The following is a 25,076-nucleotide window of genomic DNA, read 5'->3' as shown; positions in this document are numbered from 1 at the left end:
CGCCTTCCTAGTAGATCGACCAGGAGCGAACCGGTCCGATGGTCACCGGAATGACGTCACTGACGTCGATGGTGAAGCGGAAGACGCGCCGCGCCGTCTCCATGCGATGGCGCGGATCGAAGAACACCATCTTGACGTCCCAGGTATCGGAACCGGGGCGACCGATAGGGCTTTGCTCGGCCTCGATGGTGTCGAGCTCGAGGCCGGCCTGGGCGGCGTCCTGCAGAACGTGGAACGCCTGGAACGCATTGGTGGCGGAGAAGTTCAGGGCCCGATCATGGGAGGTCACTCCGAGATTGCGAAACTCGTAGTAGACACGCTCGAGGAAGTTGTGCACTCCGGCAACCGCCTTCTCGTGCTCTGCGGCCGCCTCCTTGTCCTTCGGCGGCTTGCCGGCGACGGCGGCGATGAGAGCGTCCGTGGACCAGGCGAAGATGCCCCGCGGATCCGGTGCCAACACCGGCCAGGAGCGTCCGTCCTGCAGTTGCATCGGAGCTCCCAGGGCGCCCGCGATCGCCACCCGCTCGACGTCATGGTCGATCTGCTGGCGCAGGGCATCGCGCAAGCGATCGAAGAGGGTCGCCGCGTAGGGACCGCCGGGACGCAGCGCGTACATCGGGGTACCTTCGATGCTGAGCAGCCAGAGCACCGAGTCGGCCTCCCAGGGGGTCTTGTCGAGATGATCGAGCAAGGCATGGGTATCGGTCGGCGGAGCGCCGCCCATGCTCTGCTGGATGGAATCACGGCGGGCGTCGCTGACGAACTCGATGTCGAGCTGGCCGACGACATAGGCCAGGCCGTGATCGCCACAGCCGGCGGGAACGACCTCTTCCGCCGCCGCCGGCGCGATGGCCGCAGGGGCCGACGGTGGGGCGACGGTCGGCATCGTGGGGCCAGCGACGTCGATCGCCGGCCCCACCGTCGGCAAGCTTTCGTCTTGCCGCGATTCGGCGCCCTCGGGGAGGGCAGAGCTGCTGCGAGTCTCTTCGGTTGGATTCATGAGGTTCTCCATGGGGAGTGGATGGTTCGTGGGTTGATCGGATCGGCCGACGGCGGAGCTCGCCGCAGCGGCCTTTGAGAAACGGGAGGAAGCGAGGCGTTCGAAAGCGGCGGCGGCGTCGATGCTGCCGGCCAAGAAGCGGCGACAGGCATCGCCTTCGACGGGACAAGGTCGAGCCGTGTCGAGGAGCAGGGTTCGCACCGCGGTGCCGTCGAGGCGGCGACCGTGCTGGTGCTCGTAGCTCATCAACAGGGCGGCCACTCCGGAGACCACGGCGGTGGCGAAGCTGGTTCCGCTGCGTTCGATCTCGCCGCCCTGGGGAGCCGCGCCGGAGAGGTTGGCTCCGGGGGCCAACAGGCCCTGCTCGCGGTAGGCGTCTCCCCAGTTGCTGAAGGCGAGCGGTTGGCCGTCGTCACCTTCGGCACCGACGGCGAGCACCCCCGGCAAGGCCGCCGGAGTGAGTTGGCAGTCGCAGCCATCGTTGCCGGCCGCCGCCACGACCAGAATTCCGGCATCGACACAGCGCTCCACCGCCGCCTTCAGCAGCGGGTGGCTGTCGTCGACGGACGGTCGCAGCTCGCCACCACTGATGTTGATGACGTCGACTCGATGCTCACGAGCGCGGTCGAGGGCCGCCGCCAGGTCGGCCTGAGAACAAGCACGGAGCTGCCCACCGTCGACCGGGTAGATCGGCAACACGAGGCCGGAGCAAGCAGGCGCCAGGCCGCGGGGATCACCTTGCCCGAAGAGCAAGCTGGTGACATGGGTGCCGTGCTCGGCCAAGTGCCCTTCGAGGTCCTCGGTCACGGTCTCGGCATACTCCAGGGAAGCCTCGACAAGACTTCGATGATGCCGGTTGACGGGACCGTCGAGGATGGCGATCCGAATCTCCGGATCCCCTCCCTGAGTTGCTGTGGAGAGCTCGGCGAGGCCGGCGATCTGCATGGTTCGGCAGTCCTTTCGAAGTCAGTTCCACCGCCCTTTCGGACGGCTTCGAGTCGAAACTGCTCTCCATGCGTGCGCCGACCGCATCGTGTATCAACCAATTGCAATTTGGCGCTCCTTCACCCGCTGCAGCGACTCCGCAAGGCACCCGTCGAGGCCGACCGGCGGCAACAAAAAAGGCCCGCCGGGAGGCGGGCCGAGATGAAAAAACGAGGACGGTGGGCTACGTTTCGATGTCACGCAAAAGGCGCAATCGGGCCACCTTCCAGTCGCGGCTGACGGTCGGCCGGGAGAGGCCCAGGAGCTTGGCGATCTCGCTCTCGGTGAGGCCGGAGAAAAATCGCAGCTCGACGATCTCGGCCTGTCGCGGACTGACCGTTCGCAACTTGGTCAGGGCCGCGTCGAGGGCGAGAATGTCGAGATTGGGCAACTCGCAGAGTGAGCCGGCGTCGAGCTCGACCATCGCCTCGCGCGGAATGCGCCGGCCCGACCGGCGCGCCCGCGCGTGATCGATCAGCACCCGACGCATGGCCACCGCCGCCGAACCGAAGAAGTGCCGCCGGTTCTCCCACGGCACGTCCTCGCCTTTGAACAAGCGGAGGTAAGCCTCATGGACGACTTCCGTCGCCGCCAGGGTGCAATCTTTGGACTCGTGACCGACGATCGATTGGGCGGTCCGGCGCAACTCGCGGTAAACCGCCCTCAGAAGACTGCTGGTGGCTTGCGGACCACCGCGCCGGGCACTGTCCAAGAGCTGAGTGATGGGAAGGCTGCTGGAGCCTGCGGTATCAAAAGCACTGCCTGCAATTGGATGGGTCATGACTGCCTCCGACCGAGGGGGAGCTCGCGCTCCACCGGATGGGTTGTGCAACGAAGGCCTGTTGACCCAAAAGGCGCAGGTTGTGGCGAAACAGTCTCAATGCCTAATGAAGAAATGCAAAATAATGAACTCATTCATCCGCAATCGATGAGCCGCTGCCCAACGCCGCCCCGGGGATCGGACCCGCACGGCACCGCAGGCAGCAGAAGGCTCAGCGGAAGCTTAGAAGCACTGCCAGTAGCCGCCGCTACACTGACAGGGCACCCGCCGCGGCGTGCCGAAGCGACGGTCGACACAGCCGCGCTGCTGGCCCGGATTGAAACAGCGCTCGCCGCATTCCGGAAGCGGCAGGATGGGCGGGAACGCGGCCGTGCTGATCGGTGCATCCGTCACCGGCAGGAGCGCGGCCGGCGCCGAGTCGACAACCGGCACCGGAGCCTCCGGCAGACCGGTCCAGGAGAACAGGATCACCATCAGACCAGCGGCAAGGGCGAATTTCTTCATGACAACCTCCTTGGCTGTGGGAGGTCCGGATCGGGCTCCGGGCTCTCCCGGTGGATTCCTCGACCTCTACCGAGTCGAGTTGCAGATTTATTTTTTCATTGTAATTCAACTATAAATCTTTGAGGATTTCTGCAATCTCGGGTCGCGAGAAGGACATCCGCCCTGAGGTACGATCGGCGCCAACCCATGCCGCACCCTCACAAGCCCCTCGACGCCTACCGCGCCAAGCGCTCCGCCGGGGGCACTCCGGAGCCCTTCGGCGCGACCGACGCCGTCCGCCCGGGCCTCTTCGTGGTGCAGCAACACGCCGCCAGCAACCGCCACTACGACCTGCGCATCGAGATCGACGGTGTGCTGGCCTCCTGGGCGGTACCCAAAGGGCCGTCGCTGTCGACAGACGAGAAACGCCTCGCCATCGCCACCGAGGATCACCCGATCGAGTACGGCGACTTCGAGGGCGTCATCCCGAAGGACAACTACGGCGCCGGCGCCATGATCGTGTGGGACCGCGGCCTGACCATTCATCACCTCGATCCCGCCGAGGGCCTCACCGAGGGCAAGCTGCTCTTCGAGCTGCGCGGCTACAAGCTGCGTGGCCTGTGGACCCTGGTCAAGACCAGTCGCTCGCCCAAGGAATGGCTGTTGATCAAGAAGCCGGACTCCTGGGCGACCGGCGAAGGCGCCGAGGAAATGGCCCAGGAGTCGGTGCTCTCGGGGCTGACGGTCGAGGAGCTGCGCGACGGTAGCGATCGCGCCGAGCGCATCCGCCAGCGCCTCGAGGACCTCGGCGCCCGCCCGGCGGAGCTCACCCTTGACGACGTTTCGCCGATGCTGGCGGAGCCCCATCGCGAGCCCTTCTCGGCCCCAGGATGGCTCTTCGAGCTCAAGTACGACGGCTATCGCGTGCTCGCCGAGGGCCGCCACGGAGATCATCCCAGGCTGCGCTATCGCAGTCGCCGCGACGCCACCCGCACCTATCCCGAGCTCACCCGGGCGCTGGCCTCCCTGCCCTATCGTTCCCTCATCCTCGATGGCGAGGTGGTAGTCCTCGACGACGAGGCGCGGCCGAGCTTCCAGCGCCTGCAGCAGCGCGGCCAGCTGTCGCGCCGCAGCGACGTCGAGCGCGCCGCCATCCACAACCCGACTTTCCTCTATGTCTTCGACCTGCTGGCCTTCGAGGGCTACGACCTGCGTGCCCTGCCGCTGGTGGATCGCAAGGCGGTGCTGCGGGAAGTGCTGCCGGCGGCGGGACCGCTGCGCTTCACGGACCACGTCGAGGAACACGGCGAAGCGCTGTGGAAGGCGGTTCGCGAGATGGGTCTCGAAGGCTTGATCGCCAAGCAGGCGGACTCGCCCTACAGCGGCCGCCGCTCGCCCACCTGGGTCAAGGTCCGGGCCGACCTCGAGGGCGATTTCGTGATCGTCGGCTTCACCGCACCGAAGGGCACCCGAGTGGCCTTCGGAGCCCTCCACCTGGCGGTTCTCGAGGGCCCGCGGATGGTCTACGTCGGCCGCGTGGGCACCGGCTTCGACGACCGCCTGCTGCAGGACATTCACCATCAGCTCCTGCCCCTCGAGCGGGACGATCCGCCGTGCACCGGCGAGGTGCCGAAGGGCAAAGAGCACACCTGGGTCGAGCCTCGCTGGGTGGCGGCGGTGCGCTACACCGAGATCACCGACACCGGCCAGCTGCGTCATCCGGTCTTCTTGCGTCTGCGCGACGACAAAGCGCCCGAGGAATGCAGCCGAACCCCGGTGGGGTCGCGCCTCGAGGAGCCGCCCGAAGCAGCGCCGCCGAGCGACCAGCGACCGGCCGTCAAGCTCACCAACCAGGACAAGATCTTCTGGCCCGGCGAGGGCTACACCAAGGGCGATCTGATCGAGTACTACCGCGCCGTGGCCCCTCGGCTGCTGCCCTTCCTGGCCGATCGGCCGGTGGTGCTGACGCGCTATCCGGACGGCATCGAGGGCAAGTCCTTCTTTCAGAAAAACGCCCCCGACTTCGCCCCCGAGTGGATCCGCACGGAGCCCGTCTGGTCGCAGGATTCGGGTCGCGAGACCAGCTACTTCGTTGCCGATGACGAGGACAGCCTGCTCTACCTGATCAACCTCGGAGCCATCCCCCTGCACGTCTGGTCGAGCCGCATGGCGAACCTGCAGCAGCCGGACTGGTGCATCCTCGATCTCGACGCCAAGGAGGCGAGCTTCGCCGCCGCCATCGAAGTCGCCCAGACAATCCACCGCCTGTGCCGAGAGATCGAGCTGCCGGCCTTCGCCAAGACCAGCGGCGCCTCCGGCCTGCACGTCCTGATCCCGCTCGGCCGGCGCTTCACCTACGAGCAGTCGCGACAGCTCGCCGAGGTGCTCGCCAAGGTGGTGGCGGCGGAGCTGCCGGAAGTCGCCAGCGTTGCCCGCAGCCCCAAGGCGCGGCAGGGCAAGATCTATGTCGACTTTCTGCAGAACGGCCACGGCAAGCTCCTGGTGGCGCCCTACAGCGCCCGCGCCCGAGCCGGCGCCACGGTCTCCATGCCGCTCGCCTGGGAGGAGGTCGAAGCGGGCCTCGAGCCCACCGCCTTCACCCTCACCACCGCCCCCCGGCGACTCGCCGAGCAGGAAGACCCGATGGCCGATCTGCTGACCATCGAACCGGACCTGATGGCGGCCCTCGGTCGCCTCGCGGAGCGCCTGTGAGAGGTACCGAGGCGGTGCCCGTCTGGGAGGTTCGCCCGGCCCCCGAAAGCTGGGGTCCGACGGCCCTCGGGCCGGATCCGGTCTGGCGCACCGTCGCCCCCTTGCCCCCCTTCGAGCTCGCCGACGGCAGCGGGCCGGCCAAAGAGCAGACCTCGGTTCGCCTGGTGTGGGACCCGGAGGCGCTGTGGATTCGCTTCGACTGCGAGGACAAGGACGCCTGGTCGACCTTTCAGCGGCGCGACGATCCGCTGTGGGAAGAGGAAGCGGTGGAGGTCTTCCTGGCCGCCGGAGAAGACGTGCCGAAGCGCTACTTCGAGCTTCAGATCAGCCCCCTCGGCGTGCTCTTCGACGCCGTCGTCGACAACCCCCGGGGAGATCGCCGAGGGATGGTCACCGATCCTGCCTGGGACTGCGAGGGCATTCACTGGGCCGCCGGTCCGGCGGCCCTGCGGCAGGACTGGTGGGCGGTGGTGCGACTGCCCTGGAGCGGCCTGCTGCCGGCCAACCAGCCCCGCCCCTCGATCTGGCGCGCAAACTTCTTCCGCATCGAGCGACCGCGGCGCCGTCCCGACGAGCTCAGCGCCTGGTCGAGCCCAGGCACCGACCCGCCGGACTTCCATCGCCCCGAGCGCTTCGGCTCCCTGCGTCTGGTGGCCCCGGATCGCTGGCGCCAATGGTGAGCCCTTCGAACGCCCCGGCGCCGCTCGCGCAGAGTTTTCCAGAATGACCCGACGCGTCCTCCACCTCCTGTCTCAGCGCCCGGCCCTCCCCGGCAGCGGCATCACCCTCGACGCCCTGGTGCGCCACGGCAGCGCCGCCGGCTGGCAGCAGATGGCGATCGTCGGGACCCCGGCGGACGACCCGCAACCGGCCATCGGCGACCTGCCAGCAGAGCGCATCCGGCCCCTGCGCTTCGCCCCTAGCTCGTCGTCCGCCGAGCCGACCGTGGACGTCGACATCGCCTATCCGATTCCCGGCATGAGCGACGTCATGCCCTACCCGAGCTCGCGCTTCTCGGCCCTCGATCGGGCTCAGCGCGCGCTCTATCTCGACGCCTGGCGACGCCACCTCGAAGCGGTCATCGGTGAGTTTCGGCCCGACATCGTCCACAGCCATCACGCCTGGGCGGTCTCCTCGCTGGTGTCGCGGGTCGCTCCGCACGTACCCCAGGTGATCCACGGTCACGGCACCGCCCTGCGCCAGCGCCGCCTGGCGCCGAAGTGGCTGCCGAGCATCGACCCGGGATTGGCGCCGGTGGCGCGCTTCGCCGTCCTGCACCGCGACCACGCCGAGCGCTATGGCGCGGACCTCGGCCTGCCGGCGGAACGCTTCCAGGTGGTCGGCGCCGGCTTCCGCGAGGACCTGTTCCACCGCCGCGACCGTCACCCCGACGCCGGCGGCCTGCTCTACGCCGGCAAGCTGAGCGACGCCAAAGGCCTGCCCTGGCTGCTCACGGCGGTCGAGAACCTCGCCGCTGCCGGAGAGGACGTCACCCTGACCGTCGCCGGCGGCGGCAGTGGCCCCGAGGCGGACGAGCTGCGCCAGCGCATGGCGGCCCTCGAGCCACGGGTTCGCTTCGTCGGGCGCCTCGACCAGGGCGAGCTCGCCGAGCACATGCGCCGCAGCTCGGTGTTCGTCCTGCCGTCCTTCTTCGAAGGCTTGCCCCTGGTGCTGGTGGAAGCCTTGGCGACCGGCTGCCGCTTGGTCAGCACCGCCCTGCCGGGAGTGGTCGACGGCCTCGCCCCGACCCTCGGCGACCAGCTCCGGCTGGTGCCACCCCCACGGTTGGTCAACACCGACCAGCCCGTCGCCGAGGACCTGCCGGCCTTCGTCGAGGCCCTGGCCCGCGAGATTCGCCAAGCCCTCGCCGCCGGCCCCGCCGACCCCGTCGAAGAAAGATTGGCACCCTTCAAGTGGCAAGCCGTCTTCGAACGCGTCGAGCAGATCTGGCTCGAGCTAGCGGGCTGCTGAAAAGGTCATCAAGCGGCTCACTCAGTTCGCGTGATCTGTTCGTTGGGCTCTAGCCCTGAGCGATATCCCATGACAGCCGGACCTTGGTCGATGCCCGAGAGGAATTTGGACGCCAGGGACGTTTAAGAAGCAGTGATAAAGCAAACGCCCGCCAGGCAACGACTGGTCCAATGGGCGATCTGAACGTCTCGGCGGGAATTCTTAGACGCTTAATACGTAAGTGTGAATACTATGAAGGCCACCAAAAAACTCGCGTTATCGTCAGTTCTAGTCTTCATTGTCGCCGTTATCTTGGCAGGTCCAGCAGCCGGCCAGGGAGTCCCACCGGGCGGCGACGATGACTGTAGCGGCGACATCGATCACCACGCTCACGAGATTGACGAGATCGATACCAGTGCGTGTCAGCGGGCTCACAATCCTCATTTCCCAGAGTGGTCCAACGAGCAACACTGCTACGACACTTCAAGAGTCAGCACATGCCGTGGCTGCATGGGCTGCTGCAATGGCAAGATGGATGAGAAGGTGAGTTGCCACTGCTCAACGCTGGGTCTCCGCCAAATTCGGCTTGCTTGCAATCGGATGGCCGATCAGCGTCGTGGCGAATGCCAAGGGCAGTGCGGCGTACCGTTCAACATCTGTGATCCGGAAGGCGACAAGGAATTTCGTCTCCCGGCACCGTAAGAGGTTTGTCATGAGAGAGTTTCTACTTGCAGCACTATTCGTCATGGCGGCCATGGCCCCCTGGCTGGTAGGGGCTGGCCCAGACAAACAGCTTGGCACCTACTCTTATTGGGCCTGGTCGGCTCCTGACCGACTCGGAGAGGCCGTCAAGGTTCATCTCTTCGACGAAGAGGAGGGCGTAGTTCAATGGCTCATCCTCACTCCGGACGGCAACCGGGTCACCGTCACAGACACATACAAGAAGAATCGCGGACAGACACTCACGAGACTCCAGGACGAGGAGTCTGGATGGTGGGCCGAGTTTCGCTCCGTCATGGACCCTCCTGATCTGGCCGATGTCTCCTGGGGTACCTACTCCGACTTTGCAATGTCTGTCAGCTTCCTGACGTCTGACGGGCTTCATGTCGAGAGGACCTTTGGCCCTAGCGATGCCGAAGGCGATCAGCGATATGAGGATTGGGTTGCAGAGGCTCTCGAGCTCGAGGAGTCACCAGTCTCCCTACCTCTGTCCGTCATCGAGGAGATCCGCTTTCTCGCGAGCCTGGTGTCCGAACGCCACAGCTCAAGTCTGAAGCACAGTGCCATCGACACGATTGCAGAAATTGCCTCCTTGGTTGCTAACGCAAGCGTCGCAGGAGCTCAAATCCCGGAGTACGATGGTCACTGGAACGAGGGAGAGGTCACCGGGACCTCGTCTCCCGCTGTCGAGGCTCTGCTTAGCCGCTTCAAGTCAAAACGGACGAAGCGATCGGTGAGCTGGGCGCAGGATCAGATCATGAACCAGTAGCAGGATGAACTCGACAATTTCTAGCTCAGTCTGCTGAGCGACCGATCCAGGACGCCCAGGGCCCCGCCGTCAGGCCGTGGGCGATGACGCTCAACAGCACCGTGATCGAGATGATCGGCAGCAGGCCATCGTGCTCGCCGGCGCCGACGCCTTCGATCACCAGCAGAGCGAACAAGATGGAGGCGATGCCGCGCGGCCCGAACCAACCGAGGAAGAGCACCTTCCAGCGCTCGAGACCGCTGCCGAGGAGCGACAGGGCCACCGGCAGCATGCGAATCACCGTCAGGCTGAGCACGGCATAGAGGACGGTGAGACCGTTGACGTGATGCAGCGCCGCCGGCAGCATGGCGCCGCCGAAGACCAAGAAGACCAGCAGCGTCAAGAGCTCCGACTCGGTCTCCGCGAACTCCTCGATCTTGGCGATCGAACGGGCGCTGTTGCCCAAGGTGGCGCCGGCACAGAAGGCGGCGATGAAGCCGTTGCCGTGGACCAGCTCGGCACCGGCGAAGGCCAGCAGGGCGATGCCGAGCCCGGACAGGCGATGAAAGCTCGGGCTCATCCAACCGCTGCCGGCCGCCCGATCGATCAGCTTGCCTCCGAGCCAGCCGACGGCGATGCCGACGGCCGGCCCCAGGGTGACCTGCAGAGCGGCGAAGCGCACCCAGTATTCGACGGTGCGGACCTCGGCGGTGGCGCAGGCGATGGAGAGAAAGATCAGCACCACCGGCAGTGCGATGCCGTCGTTGAGGCCACTCTCGACATTGAGGGTCTGGCGCAGCCGTTCGGGCACCTTCTTGCTCGACACCACCGCCTGACCGAGGGCGGCATCGGTGGGCGCCAATACCGTCGCCAGCAGCGCCCCCTCCCAGATGCTCATGCCGAAGAGCTGCCAGGCCACCAAGGTGCCTGCCAGGATGGTCAGCGGCATGCCGACCAGCAGCAAGCGCGTCGGCAGCGACTTCTCGTGCAGCAGGCGATTGAGGTCGATGCGCGAGGCATCGGTGAACAGCACCATCACCAGAGTGACTTCAGCGAGGGTGTGGATCAGGCTTTCTTCATGGGGAAAGGTCACGAAGCCGAGACCTTCCCGGCTGATCAGGTAGCCGAAGGCCACGAACACCATCGGGGGAGTGATCGGAGTCCCCTCGAGGCGCCGCGAGATCAAGCCGAAACCCAGGATGCCCGCGGCGATGACGAGAAAAGTGAGACTCAGCATGGACCCTCCAAGACAGCGGGCAGAACCGGTGACAGCTCCTCAACCGATGCCACCCGACCTGCGCCAACGCCTGTTAACCTTCGGCCGTCAGACTCTTGCCGTTCGGCCTCAGGAGACCCTCGAGATGAAGAAGCTGTTGTCGATTGTAGCCCTGTCCTTGCTCACCCCGCTCACCGCCTTCGCGGCCGTGCGCGGCGAAGAAGTCGAATACAAGCACGGCGAGGTCGTGCTGCGCGGATTCCTGGCCTACGACGACGCCAGCAAGGATCTGCGACCGGGAATCCTGGTGGTCCACGAATGGTGGGGCCACAACGAGCACGCCCGCCGCAAGGCTCGCGACCTCGCCCGCGATGGCTACATCGCCCTGGCCGTCGACATGTACGGCGAAGGCAAGAACACGGATCATCCGGGCACCGCCGGCGAGTGGTCGCAGATGATCGCCCAGAGCCCAAACATCGGCCGTGGTCGCTTCGAGGCCGCCTACGAGCTGCTCAGCAACCACCGCCTGACGGCGCCGCGCCAGATGGCGGCCGTCGGCTACTGCTTCGGCGGCACCACCATCCTCACCCTCGCCCAGAGCGGGATCGACCTCGACGGCGTGGTCAGCTTCCACGGCGGTCCACCGGCCTATCCGCCCCAGAAGACCTTCAGCACCAAGGTGCTGATCCTGCACGGCTCCGACGACCCGATGGCCACCCGCGGCGACCTCTTGAAGTACGAGAAGGCCCTCACTGCGGTCAACGCCGACTGGCAATCGGCCTACTTCGGCGGCGCCCAGCACAGCTTCACCAATCCTGACGCCGACCAGCGCGGCATCCCGGGCCTAAAGTACGACCGTAAGGCCGACCAGCGTTCCTGGCAGATGATGCTGAGCTTCCTCGACGAGCTCTTCGCGGCCCCCTGATCTTCGCCGGCGTCCAGAACCGCGGGCCGACCTTGGTCGGCTCGCCCCTGGCGCCGCCTTGACGAGACCTTCGTTCTTGGCAACTCGAGACGCTCGCGGCGTCACCCCCGGCTGGCCGCGCTGGCCGGTGGTGGCGGCGGTCTTCGTGCTCGCCTGGCTGGGCCTCGGCCTGTTCTACGGCGCCAACCCGGTGCTCTACGACGCCGATGCCTACTACCACCTGGCCATCGCCCGCCTCTACGGTGAGCAGGGTCCCTTTGTCGAGGAGCTGCCGCAGCTCCGCTTCAGCGCCTTCCGGGACGGCTTCGGAGACAAAGAGGCGCTGTTCCACGGCCTGCTGGTGCCCTTCGTCGGCGATGCCGATGCCAGTGCCGAACGGGCGATGGCCGGCGGCGGCTGGGCCTTGGCCTTCTTCAACGCCCTGCTGGTCGCCATTCTCGCCGCCTTCGGCCACCGCGCCCTCGGTCGCTGGGGTCTGCTGCTGCCGGCGGGCCTGATCCTCGGCTCCCTCGAGCTCACCTGGCGGCTGGTTCGGCTGCGTCCGGAGCAGCTCTCCCTCGCCCTCCTGCTCCTCGCCCTGGCGGCCGCCGGCCAGCGCCGCGATCGTCTGGTGGGCGTGCTGGCCTTCGTCTACACCCTCAGCTATACGGCGTTTCAGGCCTTCCTCGGCCTCTTTGGGTTGATCTTCCTGTGGAGCGGTTGGGTGCGCCGCGACTGGCGCTGGCGCCTGCCGGTCTTCACCGCCGCCGGCGTCGTCTTCGGCCTGGTGGTCCACCCCCAGTTCCCCCACCAGCTCGAGATCTGGGTGCAGCAGAACGTCACCTATTTCGGCGCCATGAAGGTCGTCGAGGTCGGCAGCGAGCTGCGCCCCAACAGCACCGAGACCGTCCTGTTCGCAAACCTCGCCTGGTTTCTCGCCCTCGGCGCCTTGCTCCTCGCCAGCCGGCGCCATCAGCGTGCGGTGAGCGACGAGACGATTCGACTGGCGGACGGTTTCGCCATCGCCACCGCCGCCTTCGGCGGCCTCTATTTGCTGATGTCGCGGTTCTCGACCTATTTCTTCGTCTTCGCCGCCCTCTGGCTGCTGTTCGAGCTCCAGCGTCGCCGCCGGGAGGTCGGCGGCTGGGTCGCCCTTCCCGGCCGCGGGCGGTTGCCGCTGGCGCTGGCCCTGGCGCTGATCGCCGTCATCGCCTTGCCGGGGGCGGCCCGCGAGCTGCACCGCTTCCAGGGGCGAACCGCCACCGGACCGGATCAGGCGCGACTGCAGGACCGCGACGCCTTGAGCCGTCTCCTGCCGCCGGCGGCTCGGGTCCTGGCCCCCCATCCCCAGACCGGCCTCTACATGCTGTGGGCCCCCACCGCCCGTTTCATCAACGCCCTCGACCCGGTGCCGATCTACCAGCACGACCCCGCCATTTACCGGGTCTACCGCGACATCTTCGCGGGCTCCGAGCCCGATGTGCCGCTGATGACCGCTACCGCCCTCGACAGCGACTTCCTGGTCTATTCGGTGATCGAAGAGGACCGGCGCGAGCTCAACCGCCGGATCGCTGCGGACCCGCGGCTCGAGCCGCTGCATCGCCACTTCACCGGCATCTATCGCCTGGTGAAGAACCGCAATCGCTCCTTCGTGCGCGACTGGCAGGTCCGCCTGCGGGACGGCTCGACGACGCCCTACCCGCTCGCCACCGCTACCCGTGCCGCCGCCTTCGAGGGCTTCGTCGACGCCGCCCGAGTCGGCGCTGCAGACGCTTGCCTGCGCTTCGAGCGCACGCTGCAGGTCGACGACGCGACCGTGTCCGAGTACGAGCTCGCCCCCTACGGTCCCGCCGCCCTGTGGCTCGACGGCAGCAAGATCGTCGAGACCCACGGCTCGCTGCGCGCCGTCCTCGGCGAGGGCCTCAGGGTCCGCCTGGAGCCCGCTCCAGGTCCTCACCTGCTCACCATCGAGACCTGCCCCGCGGCGGGGCGCAACGGGTTCTATCTCCGGCAGCTCAGCCGTCAGCCAACCGATGGAGAGCGCCGGTAGCGCTACTCCTTGTTCGGAAGCTTGCCACCGATGTAGCCGGCGTGGCTGATGCCCACCAACCAGAGGAAGTTGTTGTCGAGCGTCGGATAGCCCTTGGCCTCGAGGGTCAGGACGATGTAGATCAAAGCGACCACGGCGCTGATGATCAGGTTCTGGAACTTGGTGACGCTGATCACTCGCTCGTTGCCGTCGGCCCCTTCTTCCTCGAGCAAAACCTGCGAAAAGCTGGGCGTTTGAGGGCTCATCATGTCTTCGACCGGCTTGCCCAGGTTCGCCGCGATTCGCGCCCGAAAAGCCTCGCCTCCGACGATCTTCTGCGGCCGAGTGGCGTTCTTGCCATCTTTGACCGCGCCGGCCAGAGTGGCCGAGCCGGCACTGATGCCCATCAGGGCCAGGAGCTGCTGAGGAATCGCCAGAGAGCTCCCGGGGGCGGTTTCGAAGTTGGTCACCAGGATCGCCAGCATCGTGGACAGCACCAAGATGGTCCACATCAAGATCTGGAGCCGGTTGAGACTGAATCGTTGACGGGCGTCCAGCAGCGCCCCGAAGAAGCTCTTCGGGCTGTCTTCGAAGCGAACCAGCCGACCCGCCCAGGCGGTCAGCAGAACCAACCCGAGAACTGCCACCAGCCAAACCACGGTGAAAGACATAATCCCCCCTTCTCGATGCTCGACCTTACGAATTTTCGAGCCCACCTTAGCGAAAATCCGATCGGCCCTCATCTGCCAAAACCGCCGATGTTCCACCGTCTACTCTGAAAGGACGGAAACTGCCACGGTCTTTGACGGGCTCGATCCGACTCGCACCTCGTGACCTCCGAGAGCCGAAATCATCGACAGAACGTAAAATGGCGGCGTGCCGAACCCACTCACCGAGCGGATCTTGCGAGCCGCCCGCCTCACGATTCTGCTCTTCGTACTGACCGGGGCGTCACTGGTCGGCGCCACCGACTACTACGTCGCGACCGACGGCAGCGACGCGGCCGCCGGCACTCTGGAAGCCCCCTTCGGCACCATCGCCCACGGCCTCGCGGCGGCGACCCAACCCGGCGACACGGTCTGGGTGCGGGGCGGCCTCTACCTCCCGACGACCGGCCAGACGATGATCTTTGCGGGAACCGCCGAAGCGCCCATCACGCTGTCCGCCTTTCCCGGCGAACGACCGATCATCGACGGCACCCATATGCCGGACGGCACTCCCGGCCTCTACATCAATACCAGCTACGTCGTGGTCCGCGGATTCGAGGTCCGCAACGCCAAGTCCCAGGGGATTTCAGTCTTCGGCTCGAGCAGTCGGGTTCACCACGTGGAGATCCGCGACAACGTGGTCCACGACAGTTGGATGGGCGGCATCTACGTCGGCTGGCAGGACATCATCAATCGCCCTCACGACGTGCTGGTAGCCGGCAACCTCATCTACCGCAACGCGCAAATCAACCGAACGAAACCCCACACCAGCTGGCCGATCGCCTCCGGCTCCGGGCCGGCCCGGCGGGTGCGCTACCTGAACAACACGATCTATGACAACTGGGGAGAGGGCCTGACATTCTTTCTGACCGAGGAATGCGAAGCCCGCGGCAACACCCTCCACGACAACTTCAGCGTCCAGCTCTACCTCGACAACGCCAGCCACTGCCTGTTGGCAGACAACTTCGCCTACAGCACCGGCAATCCCGACTTCTTCCGCTTCGATCAACCGGCGACCGGCATCATGATCGCCAACGAGACCTATCCCTTCTCCAACCCGTCGCGCGACAACACGGTGATCAACAACGTTCTGGTCGGTAACAACCGAGCCATCCGCTACGGCTCGTACCAGGAGGGCGGCGGCCTGGTGAATACCTTGATCGCCCACAACACCGCCTACGGCGCCACCGGCGGTCTGGTCGAGATCGATCTCGATGCCGGCCATAGCAACTCCCAGATCCGCAACAACGTCTTCGTGCAGACCGCCGGCCAGGCGGTGACCTGGATCGATCAGCCGATCACCGGCCTGACCTTCGACCACAACCTGTGGTTCGGGGGCTTCGTTTTGCCCGCCGTGACCGGCCCAACGGACCTGCTGACGGCGGCCGACTTCGTCGCTCCGGGAGGTACCGACGCCCTCGCCTACCGGCTGCGGCCCGGCTCGGCCGGTCTCGATGCCGGCGTTGGTCTCGTCGCCGTCCCGACCGACTATCGCGGCATCCTGCGCGCCTCGCCGCCGGACCTCGGGGCCTTCGAGGTCACCCTCTTGTTCCGGGACGGTTTCGAGAGCGGCGACGCCAACGCCTGGACCCTCACCTTCCCCTGAGGCGGACGGTCGGCTGACGACGAAGGGTCAAGGGGACGCCAGCTCTTGGTAAACCTTGGCGACATTGCCGCCAAAGAACTGACGCATGCCGAAGTCTTCGTAGGCTGCCGGTAGCTCGACGGCCGCTTGCGCCTCTTCGAGGGTCTTCCCGCCCCGGACCTGTTCGCCCACGGCCGATCGCAGCCACTCGAGGTAGGCGATCTGGCGCTCGACAACGGCGCCGGTCGCCAGGGCTCCATGGCCCGGCACGACCTGCTTCGGCCCCAGAGCAGCGATCTGGCGCAAGGTCGCGATCCACTCTTCCGAGTGGCCGTCGGCGAGATTGGGAATCATGCCGTTGAAGACCAGGTCGCCGACCAGCGCAATGCCCTTCTCGGGCAAGAAGACCACCGCGTCGCCATCGGTGTGACCGCGACCGAAGAAGTAGACCTCGACCCGCAGACCGCGATGCAGGACGATCTTGGATTCGAAGGTCAGGGACGGCAGCGGTGGCTCGCCCCCGGCCTCGATTCGCGCCTGTAGCGCCCGGTCGTAGCGCAGCATGTTCTCGAAGCGCGAGCGGCGATCCCCGGCGGGCATCCCTTCGGTCGCTTTCTCCAATCCCTCGATCTGGGTCGGCAGCGTCTCCGGCAGCTCGGCGAAGTAGGCCTCGAGGCGTTCTCGGGTGGCGTGATGGCTGATGATCTCGACTTCCGGGCCGTAGGCCCAGGCACCGCCGGTATGGTCGCCATGGTAGTGGCTCTGGACGACGTAACGGATCGGTTTGTCGGTGTGCTTGCGCAGCAAGGCGGTGGCCTCGGCGACATGGTCCGGAGTCCAGTGGGAGTCGTAGATCAAGACGCCGTCCTCGAGCACCACGGCGGCGGAGTTGCTCGCCGCCCGCCAGGTGCGGAAGGCGTCTTCCGTGGGACGGAAGGCGTAGACTCCCACCGTCACCTCCTCGATCATCAGGCTCGGCGGCGAGGCGGCCAGGGGCAGCAGCCCGGCGACAAGGAAAAGAACGACCAGACAGGGCCTGAGCAAGCTCATCGTGCGCATGAAATCCTCCTGAGGAGATCCTCTCACGGCGAGCCTGCTGCACCCGGCGTCGCCGTCGGGCCACAGAGCCGTTCCTCGGCGGCCGCAGAACTCGAGCCCTTCGAACCCGTACCAGAGGGGCAGAGCTCTGCACTCGGAGAGCATTGAAAATGGTGAGACGGGAAGCTTCTCTAATGAACCGGCGGCGTTTTCTCGCCGCGACGGCGAGCACGACGGCCCTCTTCCTGGCCGGCCACTCGGCCCTCGGCCAAGGTCGGCGCGCCCCGACCTACCGCGGCCCGGAAGATCCCCGCATTCTGCACCTCGAGCTCGAGACCGCCGCCGCCCTCGAGGGCCTGAAGCGGTTTTACGTCGACACCCTGGAGCTGGCCGTGGTCTCCGAGAGCGCTGCCGCCCTCACCCTCCAGGCGGGCCGCAGCACCCTCACCTTTCGCGCCCCGACGAAGGGCGGAAGCGGAGGCGAGCCGACCTACCATTTCGCCTTCAACATTCCAGAGAACCAGATCTTCGAGGCCCGCCGCTGGCAGCTCGAGAGAACCCCGCTGCTCGAGCGGCCCGCCGACGCCTACAGCCACGCCGACTACGTCGACGTCACCGATTTTTGGCACTGGAACGCCCACTCGGTGTTCTTCGAGGATCCGGCCGGCAACCTGCTGGAGCACATCGCCCGTCACGACCTCGACAACGCCAGCCAGAAGCCCTTCTCCGGTAAGAGTCTGCTCTACATCAGCGAGATCGGCCTGGTGGCCGACGACGTGCCGGCCCTCGGCAAGGCGGTGCAAGAGGCCACCGGCCTCGACCTTTACTACGCCGGCGGCGACCGCTTCCGGGCCTACGGCGATCCCAACGGTTTGGTGCTCGGCTTGCAGGGCGGCATCCCGCGCTGGAGCGACCTCGCGCCTTGGGAAGCTCACAAGACCGTTGCGACCCTGCGCGACATCCGCCCCTACCGGGGCAGCGAACACCCCTTTCGACTGTCGGCTCCTAGCGAATCCAGGAACGGTCCGCGCCAGTGATCCGATAGACCGGCCTTCGCCGCGTCTCGCTCAGAAGTCTGTGAGCTCCCATGGTGGGAGCCCAAAAACCCGGGAGAGACCGTGATGAAGAAAAGCCTGCCCATCGCCGCCCTCTGTATTGTGCTGTTTGTCGTCGCCGGTACGACCCTCGCCGAACGCCCGAAGGAAGGCGGCAACTGCGGACCCCTGATCGATGCCACGCCGGAGACCAGCGCCCTCTACGCCGCCTCCAAGGTCGAGGTCATCTCGCCGGAGATCGTCCAACGTCCGAACGCCAACACCAAGATCTCGTCCGTGAAGGTCAAGGTCACCACGCCCGACGGCGAGTCCTTCTTCGGTGATGTGTCGTGCAAGCTCACCTGCAACGGCTCGAGCTGTGTGATGGCCGGCTGCAGCGGCAGCGACGGCTGCAGTTGGTTCCAGTGCCAGTCCAACGACCCCAAGGGTGGCTCCTGTAGCGGCTCCTGCGTCCGCACCTCGGGTGGAGGCGGCCCCTCCCCGGAGCTCCCGGGCAACAACTGATCCCAGCAAGTGCGCCGGAGTCCCTCGGCCGCCTTAGGCCACGGAGTCAAGAAGGTCCCCGGAGCGAACACGGTCACGAAGCGACCCATGGCCTCCGAACGGAGGCCATGCGAAGCGAAGCTTCGTCTCGGGGGTGAAAGGCGCACGACATGTGCGTGCGCCTGAGGGGGGTTGGAACAACCCCCTCAGAACTACGGCCCGGCTTCCCGCACCGCCGCACTGACGCCGTCGGCGAACTGCTCGAAGTTCTTCCGGAACATGGCCGCCAGCTCGGCGGCCTTGGCGTCGTAGGCCTGCGGGTCGGACCAGGTGCCGCGCGGCTGCAGCACCTCGTCCGGAACTCCGGCGATGCTCACCGGAACACGCACACCGAAAACCGGGTCGGCCACCGTTGCCACCTGATCGAGCTCACCGCCGAGGGCAGCGTGCACCATGCGGCGAGTATGGGACAGCTTCATGCGGTTGCCCTCGCCGTGGGGACCGCCGGTCCAGCCGGTGTTGATCAACCACACCTTGGCGCCGTGACGGGCGATCTTCTCGCCCAGGAGCTTGGCATAGACGCCGGGATGCAGGGGAAGAAAGGGTGATCCGAAGCAGGCGCTGAAGGTCGCCTTGGGCTCGGTGACCCCGCGCTCGGTGCCGGCGACCTTGGCGGTGTAACCACTCAGGAAGTGGTACATGGCCTGGTTCTCGTCCAGCCGGCTGATCGGCGGCAACACGCCGAAGGCATCGGCGGTCAGGAAGACGACGTGCTTGGGATGGCCGCCCTGGCCACCGAGGTCGGCGTTGGGAATCTGGGAGATCGGGTAGCTCGAGCGGGTGTTCTCGGTTTTCGAATCGTCGTCGAGGTCCAGCTTCCGGCTCTCGCCATCGAACACCACATTCTCGAGGATCGTGCCGAAGGTGCGAGTGGTGCGATAGATGTCGGGCTCGCCTTCGGGATCGAGGCGAATCACCTTGGCATAGCAGCCGCCCTCGACGTTGAACACGCCGTCATCGCTCCAACCGTGCTCATCGTCCCCGATCAAGGGTCGGCCGGGATCCGCCGAGAGGGTCGTCTTGCCGGTGCCCGAGAGGCCGAAGAAAAGGGCGACATCGTCGCGATCGGCACCGTAGTTGGCGCTGCAGTGCATCGACAACACACCCTGCTTGGGCAACAGGTAGTTCATCACCGAGAAGATGCTCTTTTTGATCTCACCGGCGTAAGAAGTGCCACCGATCAGCACCACGCGCTCCGCCAGGTTGACGACGATGAAGGTCGAGCTGTTGGTGCCGTCTTCCTCCGGCGAGGCCATCGAAGTACCGGCATTGAGCACCGTGAATCCGGGCTCGAAGCTCTCCAGCACCGCGGGGTCGTGCTCGTCGATGAACATGTTGCGGGCGAACAGGTTGTGCCAGGCGCGCTCGGTCACCACCCGCACCGGCAGGCGATATCGCGAATCGGCCCCGGCCCAGCCATCGAACACGAACAGATCCTGGCCCTCGTAGTGCGCTCTCACCTTGGCATACAGACGATCGAAAGATGCCTGGGAGATCTCGCGATTCACCGTCCCCCACCAGACGTCGTCGGCAGTCGAAGGCTCGCGGACGGTGAACTTGTCATTGGGCGACCGGCCGGTGTGAGATCCGGTCTCGGCGACCAGTGGACCTTCCGAGGCCAGCACCGCCTCGTTCCGCTTCAGGGCCTCCTCGATGAGGCGAGCCGGCGGCAGGTTCCAGTAGACCGTTCCTGCGTTCGCGATGCCGTAGCGTTCGAGTCCGACCTTACCGACAACGGGCCCTTCATGGCGCATGAATCACCTCACCGAGGGGGATGTTTCTGGAGAATTTTGGGAACAGCTTGCCCGAAAAGGCGATCATAACGCACGGTCGTTCGATAAGGAGCCAGGAAACGGCGCGGGGAACGATTTCGTCGGTTACAATCGCGCCGAGCCCACTCTCGGGCCGCTTTCCCACCCATTCCCCCGCGCCCGTCCCGCCGGGCCGGTATGCAATCGGCTCCCCTGAGGAGCTTCGAGGAGGTCGCCGGTGAATATCGAAGGAAGCAAAGTGCTGGTGCTGGGTGGGCCTGGGCTGGTCGGCATGGCCGTCTGCCGCGAGCTGTTAAGCCGCAGCCCGCGCGAGATTCAGCTTCACAGCCTGCGCCTGGAAGAGTCCGAAGTCGCCCGTGAAGAGCTCCGCTCCGAGTCCGGAAACGTCGAGCTGACGGTTTCCGGCGGCGACATCTTCGGTCTCGCCGAGGACAACCTGTCGAGCAGCGAGCGCATTCGCGCCCAGGTGCATCAGCTCACGGACGAGATGCTGAGCGGTTTTCGGCTCTACCAGCTACTGGTCGAGGCCCGACCGGAAATCGTCATCGACTGCGTCAACACGGCCACCGGCATCGCCTATCGCGACATCTTCACCGCCGCCGAGAAGGCCGACGAAGAGCTCACCACGGGGGCTTTGACGGAAGAGTCCGTCGAAGGTTTGCTCAGCGCCCTCTACACGCCTCGGCTGATCCGCCATATCCAGGTGCTGTATCGCGGCATGATCGACGCCCAGACGCGCGCTTACATGAAGGTCGGAACCAGCGGAACCGGCGGCATGGGCCTCAACATCCCCTACACCCACTCGGAGGAGAAGCCGAGCCGGGTGTTGCTCTCCAAAAGCGCCATCGCCGGCGCCCATTCGATGCTCCTCTTCCTGATGGCCCGCACTCCCGGCGCTCCCATGACCAAGGAGATCAAGCCGGCCGCGGCAATCGCCTGGAAGCGCATCGGTCACGGCCCCATCCACCGCCGAGGGCGGGCCATCCAGCTGGTCGATGCCCGGCCCCAGGGCCTGGGCGCGAGTTTCTCGAGCTTCCAGCCGGACGCCGCGACGACGCGCGACGAAGCCCTCGAATGCGCCTTCATCGACACCGGCGAAAACGGCATCTTCAGCCTCGAAGAGTTCTCCGCCCTCACCACCGCCGAGCAGATGGAGTTCGTGACCCCGGAGGAGATCGCCCAGTACCTGATCTTCGAGCTCGAGGGCGGCAATACCGGCCACGACATCATCAATGCCCTCGACAACGCGGTGCTCGGCCCGACCTATCGAGCCGGCCTGCTGCGTCACTGGGCGCTCGAGCGCATGAACGAGCTCGAGAGCGAGCACGGCACACGTTCGGTGGCCTTCGAGATGCTCGGTCCGCCGCGGGTCTCGAAGCTGCTCTTCGAGGCCCACCTGCTGCGCGAAGCCTTTGGCAACATGAACGATGTCCGCAGCTCGTCCGCCGAGGCCCTGCGCGATCGCCTCGACGCCCTGGTCCGCGAGCAGCCGGAAGTCGCCAACCGGGTGGTCGCCGTCGGCATCCCCATCCTGCTCGACTCCGGCGAGTTGATCCGCGGGCCCGAGGTGATCGTGCCGAGCAACGCCGAAGAAGAGCCGATCACGCCGGAGCGCCTGGAGGCCTGGGTGCACGACGGCTGGGTCGACCTTCGCCAAGGCAACTGTCAGCGCTGGATCGACCGCTTCCAGGCGATCCACGACGAGGTCGAAGCGATCCCGCCGGCGGACTCTTCGAGTCGCCACCTGCGCACCAGCCGCTTCTGGCACGAGGGGCGACAGATCCAGCCTGGCAAGGTGGTCGGCTGGGTGCTGTCGGTGGAAGAAGAAGGGGCGCGTATCAAGCGCTAGACCCCCTCTCGACAGAAAAAAACGACCCGATGACCGAAGGAGATTACATTTATCGCTAAAGACTGCAGAGAAAGATATTTAAACTTTCGAACTGCCCGCTGAGCCGGAGAAGTCGACATGAAGCGTAACGCCCTGATCATCCTCACCCTCCTCTCTCTGCCGCTCTTTGCCTATGCCCTCTCACCCGCCGCCTTGACCAAGGACCCACCGGGCCAGTGGGTACCGACCGGCAGCAGCGACTGCCGGGCTGGTGAGGTCTGTGTCCAATGGTGTCGCCTGATCGCTGGCCGCGAAGTGCCCAGCGGCATTTCCTGCTGCCTGCCTCAGGAGCTGGTCTACAGCACCGATCGCACCGCCTGCAGCAGCCGCCGACTGCGCCGCTGAGAGCTCCCCTCCGGAGCCCAAGGGCAACCCGCATTCGGGGATGAGGCCGGCCGCGAGGGGCAGTCTCCTGACAGCGATGAAATAAGCTGCGGGTGCCGAGAGTAGATACTCAGAGCCCTCGCTGCCATGAACGAAGCCTCCACCGCCACCTGCCCAAACTGCGGCCACGACGTCCCGGACGCCTTCTGCGGCCGCTGCGGCCAGCGGGCGGTCGACCATCGACGGCCCCTCGGGGCCCTCCTCGGCGACCTTCAGAATCAGGTCTTCGCCTTCGACTCGCGCACCTGGACCTCGCTGAAGCTGCTGGTGCGGCGGCCAGGCTTTCTCACCCGCGAGTACAACGCTGGCCGGCGACTGCGCTATCTGCCACCGGTGCGGCTGTACTTGCTGATCAGCTTTTTCTTCTTTCTCCAGATGGGACTCACGAAGCAGCAGATCGTGACCTTCACGGAGACCCCGGGAGCCGCATCCTCAGCGCCGGCGGAGACTGGCGAGGCGAATCGGGAGCTCGCCTCCGCCGAGGGCGAGCTCGCCCCGACCCCAGCGCCGAACCTGCAAGGGGAGTCCCCTTCCCTAGCCGAGCAAAGCTCCCCGACCGACGACGGCCCGATGGCTACCTCGAACCCGAGTCGGCCCCAGCCAGGGACGACCGATCCTCCCCCAGGCGAGGCCAGTCCTCCCTCGGCCGGTGAACCCGGAGTCGATGCAGAAGCCGCCAGCGCCGTCGACGCCGACGAAGAGGAGAACGCTTTCTTCTCCTTCTTCGAGCACCGCATGCAGGGCGTCGTAGAGCGCTACACGGAGCCCGAGGCAGAGCTCAATCGACTGGTCAGCCGCCGCATTCCCCAAACCATGTTCTTCCTGGTGCCGCTGCTCGGCCTGCTGCTGAAGATCTTCTACTTTCGACACCGCATGTACTTCGTCGAGCACCTGGTGTTCGCGGTCCACATCCACAGCTTCACCTTCCTCGCCATCTTCGTCTTCCGAAGCTGCGACCTGGCCCTCTGGCCTTTGATCGGTGAACGCGAGATCTTCGCCGCCCTGACGGTGCTGGTGGTGCCGGTCTACTTTCTCCTGGCCCTGCGACGAGTCTACGGACAGGGCTGGGTGATGACCCTTCTCAAAGCCCTGATGGTCTCCATCGGCTACACCCTGCTCTTCGTTATCGGCCTGCTCGCCACCTTAGCGCTGACCCTGGCGCTGATCTGAGCTCCTGGTCGCCACGCGGCTTTTCAGCAGCCCGCTACAGCACCAGATCGTTGGTCCAGTAGGCGAAGCGGTCCGGTGGCTCGCCACACTGGCCGGTGGACTGCAGCCAGTCACCGAGGCGACGGTAGTAGTCGTGGCTCATTGACAGATCGTGGGTGAAACAGGGAACGGTGGCATCGAAGATCGCCGCTCCCAGCTCGTCCTTCGAGTAGGCACCGGTGGTTCGCCGATCGTAGATGGCGAGAGCCTCGGCCGGATGCTGGTGCACGAAGTCGATGCCACGACGCAGAATCCGCACCACCTTGTCGAGCAGCCCGCGACGCTGCGCCAAGACCTCTTCGCTGGTGATCAAGATGAGCTGGCAGAAATCCGGCACCCCCCAATCCTTGAGAGCGAAGAAACCAGGATCGGCACCGCGACCGCGGGCTTCGATGACCTCGAAGTTGTAGAAGATCAAGGTCGCGACATCGGCCTTGTCTTCGAGCAGCGCGTCGGTGTGCTGAAAGCCGTTGTTGACCAGGGTGAAGGCGGCCGGATCGTACTCGCCACCATCGGCCGCGATCATCGTGCCGATGATGGCGGGACCGCCCGCCCCCGGAGCGCCCGGATACTGGATGCGCTTGCCCGCCATGTCGCGCGGTCGCTCGATGCCCGAGCCACGGAGGTACATGACGCCACCGTTGGTGTGCAGGAAACGCGCAAAGCCGACCACCTTCTCGCCCTTGGCGCGGTCCTGCACCAGGTGGATGGGCTCCGTGATCGCCACCTCCATGCGTCCGGCTTCGATCTCGTCCATGGCATCGAAGTGCTGTTCCGGCTCGACCAGATCGAGCTCGATCCCGGCGTCCCGAAACCAGTGCTTCGCCTCCGCCACCAGCAGCGGCAGATGATCGGGATTGAGAAACCACTCGAGCCCCAAGCGCAGCTTTTCCATCGCTTTCTCCTTCGCCCTCGGCGAATCGGCTTTCGTTGCGCGAGAAGAATACCGCCGCTGTCCTCGATTGTCGCTCTTTGGAAGACGTCGAATTCAATCCCCGGGAAGGGACCCTGCCGAGCATTGAACGGGAACGGACTCGAGCGCCGTACCCCTGGTGAGACTTCCGGCAATCACTTCAAGGAGAACACCATGAAGATCTCACCAAAAATCCTCTCCATCCTGGCTTTCACGGGCCTTGCCCTCGGTGGCTTCGCCCTCGCCACGGAACCCCCGCCGCCAGCCGGACCGGGACAGTGGCTAGCCACCGGTTCGGATTCCTGCGATGCGGGTGAAACCTGTGTCGAATGGAGCTTACGGCAGGGCAAACGGGACCTTCCCACCGGAGTCCTCTGCTGCCTGCCCGACAAGCTCGTCGGAAGCAACGACTTCAACGCCTGCTCATTCGACCGCCAGGACGACGCCAGTTAGTA

The 25,076-nt window shown here is 65.9% G+C and carries 22 protein-coding genes; 13 read left to right on the top strand and 9 right to left on the bottom strand.

Annotated features, from left to right (window positions below; all coding sequences use genetic code 11):
- Nucleotides 1-7 precede the first annotated feature (7 nt).
- From AAF604_15060 to AAF604_15050, 3 genes are all read right to left on the bottom strand, one after another.
- A complete protein-coding gene (locus tag AAF604_15060; protein ID MEM7050987.1) occupies nt 8-1,945 on the bottom strand; it encodes a PatA/PatG family cyanobactin maturation protease in 1,938 nt (645 codons plus the stop codon).
- Nucleotides 1,946-2,168: 223 nt separating this feature from the next.
- Nucleotides 2,169-2,765: an ECF-type sigma factor gene (locus tag AAF604_15055; GenBank protein MEM7050986.1), complete on the bottom strand. Its 597-nt coding sequence runs from the start codon at nt 2,763-2,765 to the stop codon at nt 2,169-2,171.
- A 222-nt stretch (nt 2,766-2,987) separates the two neighbouring features.
- Nucleotides 2,988-3,269, bottom strand: a complete 282-nt coding sequence (locus AAF604_15050) for a hypothetical protein (GenBank protein MEM7050985.1) — start codon at nt 3,267-3,269, stop codon at nt 2,988-2,990.
- Between the two features lie 186 nt (nt 3,270-3,455).
- Here AAF604_15050 and ligD point away from each other — a divergent pair, with 186 nt between their 5' ends.
- The 3 genes from ligD to AAF604_15035 are packed head-to-tail and all read left to right on the top strand — an operon-like array spanning nt 3,456 to nt 7,931.
- The gene (ligD, locus tag AAF604_15045; protein ID MEM7050984.1) at nt 3,456-5,960 is read left to right on the top strand and encodes a DNA ligase D; all 2,505 of its coding nucleotides are present in this window, start codon (nt 3,456-3,458) and stop codon (nt 5,958-5,960) included.
- Nucleotides 5,957-6,640, top strand: a complete 684-nt coding sequence (locus AAF604_15040; protein MEM7050983.1) for a carbohydrate-binding family 9-like protein — start codon at nt 5,957-5,959, stop codon at nt 6,638-6,640. Before ligD ends, AAF604_15040 begins: the two co-directional genes overlap by 4 nt.
- Before the next feature lie 43 nt (nt 6,641-6,683).
- On the top strand, nt 6,684-7,931 hold the full coding sequence (locus AAF604_15035; protein MEM7050982.1) for a glycosyltransferase family 4 protein: 1,248 nt from the start codon (nt 6,684-6,686) through the stop codon (nt 7,929-7,931).
- Between the two features lie 267 nt (nt 7,932-8,198).
- Here the strand turns inward: AAF604_15035 and AAF604_15030 are convergent, their stop codons facing one another.
- On the bottom strand, nt 8,199-8,345 hold the full coding sequence (locus tag AAF604_15030; GenBank protein ID MEM7050981.1) for a hypothetical protein: 147 nt from the start codon (nt 8,343-8,345) through the stop codon (nt 8,199-8,201).
- A 277-nt stretch (nt 8,346-8,622) separates the two neighbouring features.
- Here AAF604_15030 and AAF604_15025 point away from each other — a divergent pair, with 277 nt between their 5' ends.
- Nucleotides 8,623-9,399: a hypothetical protein gene (locus AAF604_15025; GenBank protein MEM7050980.1), complete on the top strand. Its 777-nt coding sequence runs from the start codon at nt 8,623-8,625 to the stop codon at nt 9,397-9,399.
- 25 nt (nt 9,400-9,424) lie between these two features.
- Here the strand turns inward: AAF604_15025 and AAF604_15020 are convergent, their stop codons facing one another.
- Complete coding sequence (locus tag AAF604_15020; GenBank protein ID MEM7050979.1) at nt 9,425-10,615, bottom strand: cation:proton antiporter; 1,191 nt, start codon at nt 10,613-10,615, stop codon at nt 9,425-9,427.
- Between the two features lie 124 nt (nt 10,616-10,739).
- On the opposite strand from AAF604_15020, the gene AAF604_15015 reads away from it, so the two are divergent.
- Nucleotides 10,740-11,519, top strand: coding sequence for a dienelactone hydrolase family protein (locus AAF604_15015; protein MEM7050978.1), 780 nt, complete (start codon nt 10,740-10,742; stop codon nt 11,517-11,519).
- Nucleotides 11,520-11,595: 76 nt separating this feature from the next.
- Nucleotides 11,596-13,548: a hypothetical protein gene (locus AAF604_15010; GenBank protein ID MEM7050977.1), complete on the top strand. Its 1,953-nt coding sequence runs from the start codon at nt 11,596-11,598 to the stop codon at nt 13,546-13,548.
- Between the two features lie 2 nt (nt 13,549-13,550).
- Here the strand turns inward: AAF604_15010 and AAF604_15005 are convergent, their stop codons facing one another.
- Entirely contained in the window at nt 13,551-14,198 is a 648-nt protein-coding gene (locus AAF604_15005; protein MEM7050976.1) for a hypothetical protein, read from the bottom strand.
- 205 nt (nt 14,199-14,403) lie between these two features.
- On the opposite strand from AAF604_15005, the gene AAF604_15000 reads away from it, so the two are divergent.
- Nucleotides 14,404-15,840, top strand: a complete 1,437-nt coding sequence (locus tag AAF604_15000) for a right-handed parallel beta-helix repeat-containing protein (GenBank protein ID MEM7050975.1) — start codon at nt 14,404-14,406, stop codon at nt 15,838-15,840.
- A gap of 27 nt (nt 15,841-15,867) precedes the next feature.
- On the opposite strand, the gene AAF604_14995 is transcribed toward AAF604_15000, so the two are convergent.
- Nucleotides 15,868-16,878, bottom strand: coding sequence for an MBL fold metallo-hydrolase (locus tag AAF604_14995; GenBank protein ID MEM7050974.1), 1,011 nt, complete (start codon nt 16,876-16,878; stop codon nt 15,868-15,870).
- A gap of 173 nt (nt 16,879-17,051) precedes the next feature.
- Here AAF604_14995 and AAF604_14990 point away from each other — a divergent pair, with 173 nt between their 5' ends.
- The gene (locus tag AAF604_14990; GenBank protein ID MEM7050973.1) at nt 17,052-17,894 is read left to right on the top strand and encodes a hypothetical protein; all 843 of its coding nucleotides are present in this window, start codon (nt 17,052-17,054) and stop codon (nt 17,892-17,894) included.
- Between the two features lie 84 nt (nt 17,895-17,978).
- Complete coding sequence (locus AAF604_14985) at nt 17,979-18,416, top strand: hypothetical protein (GenBank protein ID MEM7050972.1); 438 nt, start codon at nt 17,979-17,981, stop codon at nt 18,414-18,416.
- A gap of 191 nt (nt 18,417-18,607) precedes the next feature.
- Here AAF604_14985 and pckA read toward each other — a convergent pair whose 3' ends face one another.
- A complete protein-coding gene (pckA, locus tag AAF604_14980) occupies nt 18,608-20,209 on the bottom strand; it encodes a phosphoenolpyruvate carboxykinase (ATP) (GenBank protein ID MEM7050971.1) in 1,602 nt (533 codons plus the stop codon).
- 235 nt (nt 20,210-20,444) lie between these two features.
- On the opposite strand from pckA, the gene AAF604_14975 reads away from it, so the two are divergent.
- The 3 genes from AAF604_14975 to AAF604_14965 all read left to right on the top strand — a co-directional run bounded on the left by AAF604_14975 (nt 20,445) and on the right by AAF604_14965 (nt 23,669).
- The gene (locus AAF604_14975; protein ID MEM7050970.1) at nt 20,445-22,076 is read left to right on the top strand and encodes a short-chain dehydrogenase; all 1,632 of its coding nucleotides are present in this window, start codon (nt 20,445-20,447) and stop codon (nt 22,074-22,076) included.
- 117 nt (nt 22,077-22,193) lie between these two features.
- Nucleotides 22,194-22,460, top strand: a complete 267-nt coding sequence (locus tag AAF604_14970) for a hypothetical protein (GenBank protein ID MEM7050969.1) — start codon at nt 22,194-22,196, stop codon at nt 22,458-22,460.
- Nucleotides 22,461-22,586: 126 nt separating this feature from the next.
- Complete coding sequence (locus AAF604_14965; GenBank protein MEM7050968.1) at nt 22,587-23,669, top strand: DUF3667 domain-containing protein; 1,083 nt, start codon at nt 22,587-22,589, stop codon at nt 23,667-23,669.
- A 34-nt stretch (nt 23,670-23,703) separates the two neighbouring features.
- On the opposite strand, the gene AAF604_14960 is transcribed toward AAF604_14965, so the two are convergent.
- Entirely contained in the window at nt 23,704-24,603 is a 900-nt protein-coding gene (locus AAF604_14960; GenBank protein ID MEM7050967.1) for an ABC transporter substrate-binding protein, read from the bottom strand.
- 192 nt (nt 24,604-24,795) lie between these two features.
- On the opposite strand from AAF604_14960, the gene AAF604_14955 reads away from it, so the two are divergent.
- Nucleotides 24,796-25,074 (top strand): hypothetical protein, encoded by a 279-nt coding sequence (locus tag AAF604_14955; GenBank protein ID MEM7050966.1) that lies wholly within the window; start codon nt 24,796-24,798, stop codon nt 25,072-25,074.
- The last annotated feature ends 2 nt before the right edge of the window (nt 25,075-25,076 follow it).

This window comes from Acidobacteriota bacterium, from assembly GCA_039028635.1.
Taxonomy (GTDB): domain Bacteria; phylum Acidobacteriota; class Thermoanaerobaculia; order Multivoradales; family JBCCEF01; genus JBCCEF01.
The sequence above is the reverse complement of the archived record's forward strand: the minus strand, read 5'-3'. Positions and strand labels throughout refer to the sequence as shown.

What these genes read in the sequence shown, in the direction of transcription:
- AAF604_15025 (MEM7050980.1), top strand. Translation starts at nt 8,623, where the DNA reads ATGAGAGAGTTTCTACTTGCAGCACTATTCGTCATGGCGGCCATGGCC.
- AAF604_14990 (MEM7050973.1), top strand. Translation starts at nt 17,052, where the DNA reads ATGAACCGGCGGCGTTTTCTCGCCGCGACGGCGAGCACGACGGCCCTC.
- AAF604_15005 (MEM7050976.1), bottom strand. Translation starts at nt 14,198, where the DNA reads ATGTCTTTCACCGTGGTTTGGCTGGTGGCAGTTCTCGGGTTGGTTCTG.
- ligD (MEM7050984.1), top strand. Translation starts at nt 3,456, where the DNA reads ATGCCGCACCCTCACAAGCCCCTCGACGCCTACCGCGCCAAGCGCTCC.
- AAF604_15060 (MEM7050987.1), bottom strand. Translation starts at nt 1,945, where the DNA reads ATGCAGATCGCCGGCCTCGCCGAGCTCTCCACAGCAACTCAGGGAGGG.
- AAF604_14960 (MEM7050967.1), bottom strand. Translation starts at nt 24,603, where the DNA reads ATGGAAAAGCTGCGCTTGGGGCTCGAGTGGTTTCTCAATCCCGATCAT.
- AAF604_15050 (MEM7050985.1), bottom strand. Translation starts at nt 3,269, where the DNA reads ATGAAGAAATTCGCCCTTGCCGCTGGTCTGATGGTGATCCTGTTCTCC.
- AAF604_14965 (MEM7050968.1), top strand. Translation starts at nt 22,587, where the DNA reads ATGAACGAAGCCTCCACCGCCACCTGCCCAAACTGCGGCCACGACGTC.
- AAF604_14955 (MEM7050966.1), top strand. Translation starts at nt 24,796, where the DNA reads ATGAAGATCTCACCAAAAATCCTCTCCATCCTGGCTTTCACGGGCCTT.
- AAF604_14970 (MEM7050969.1), top strand. Translation starts at nt 22,194, where the DNA reads ATGAAGCGTAACGCCCTGATCATCCTCACCCTCCTCTCTCTGCCGCTC.
- AAF604_15020 (MEM7050979.1), bottom strand. Translation starts at nt 10,615, where the DNA reads ATGCTGAGTCTCACTTTTCTCGTCATCGCCGCGGGCATCCTGGGTTTC.
- AAF604_15015 (MEM7050978.1), top strand. Translation starts at nt 10,740, where the DNA reads ATGAAGAAGCTGTTGTCGATTGTAGCCCTGTCCTTGCTCACCCCGCTC.
- AAF604_14995 (MEM7050974.1), bottom strand. Translation starts at nt 16,878, where the DNA reads ATGCGCACGATGAGCTTGCTCAGGCCCTGTCTGGTCGTTCTTTTCCTT.
- AAF604_15055 (MEM7050986.1), bottom strand. Translation starts at nt 2,765, where the DNA reads ATGACCCATCCAATTGCAGGCAGTGCTTTTGATACCGCAGGCTCCAGC.
- AAF604_14985 (MEM7050972.1), top strand. Translation starts at nt 17,979, where the DNA reads ATGAAGAAAAGCCTGCCCATCGCCGCCCTCTGTATTGTGCTGTTTGTC.
- AAF604_15035 (MEM7050982.1), top strand. Translation starts at nt 6,684, where the DNA reads ATGACCCGACGCGTCCTCCACCTCCTGTCTCAGCGCCCGGCCCTCCCC.
- pckA (MEM7050971.1), bottom strand. Translation starts at nt 20,209, where the DNA reads ATGCGCCATGAAGGGCCCGTTGTCGGTAAGGTCGGACTCGAACGCTAC.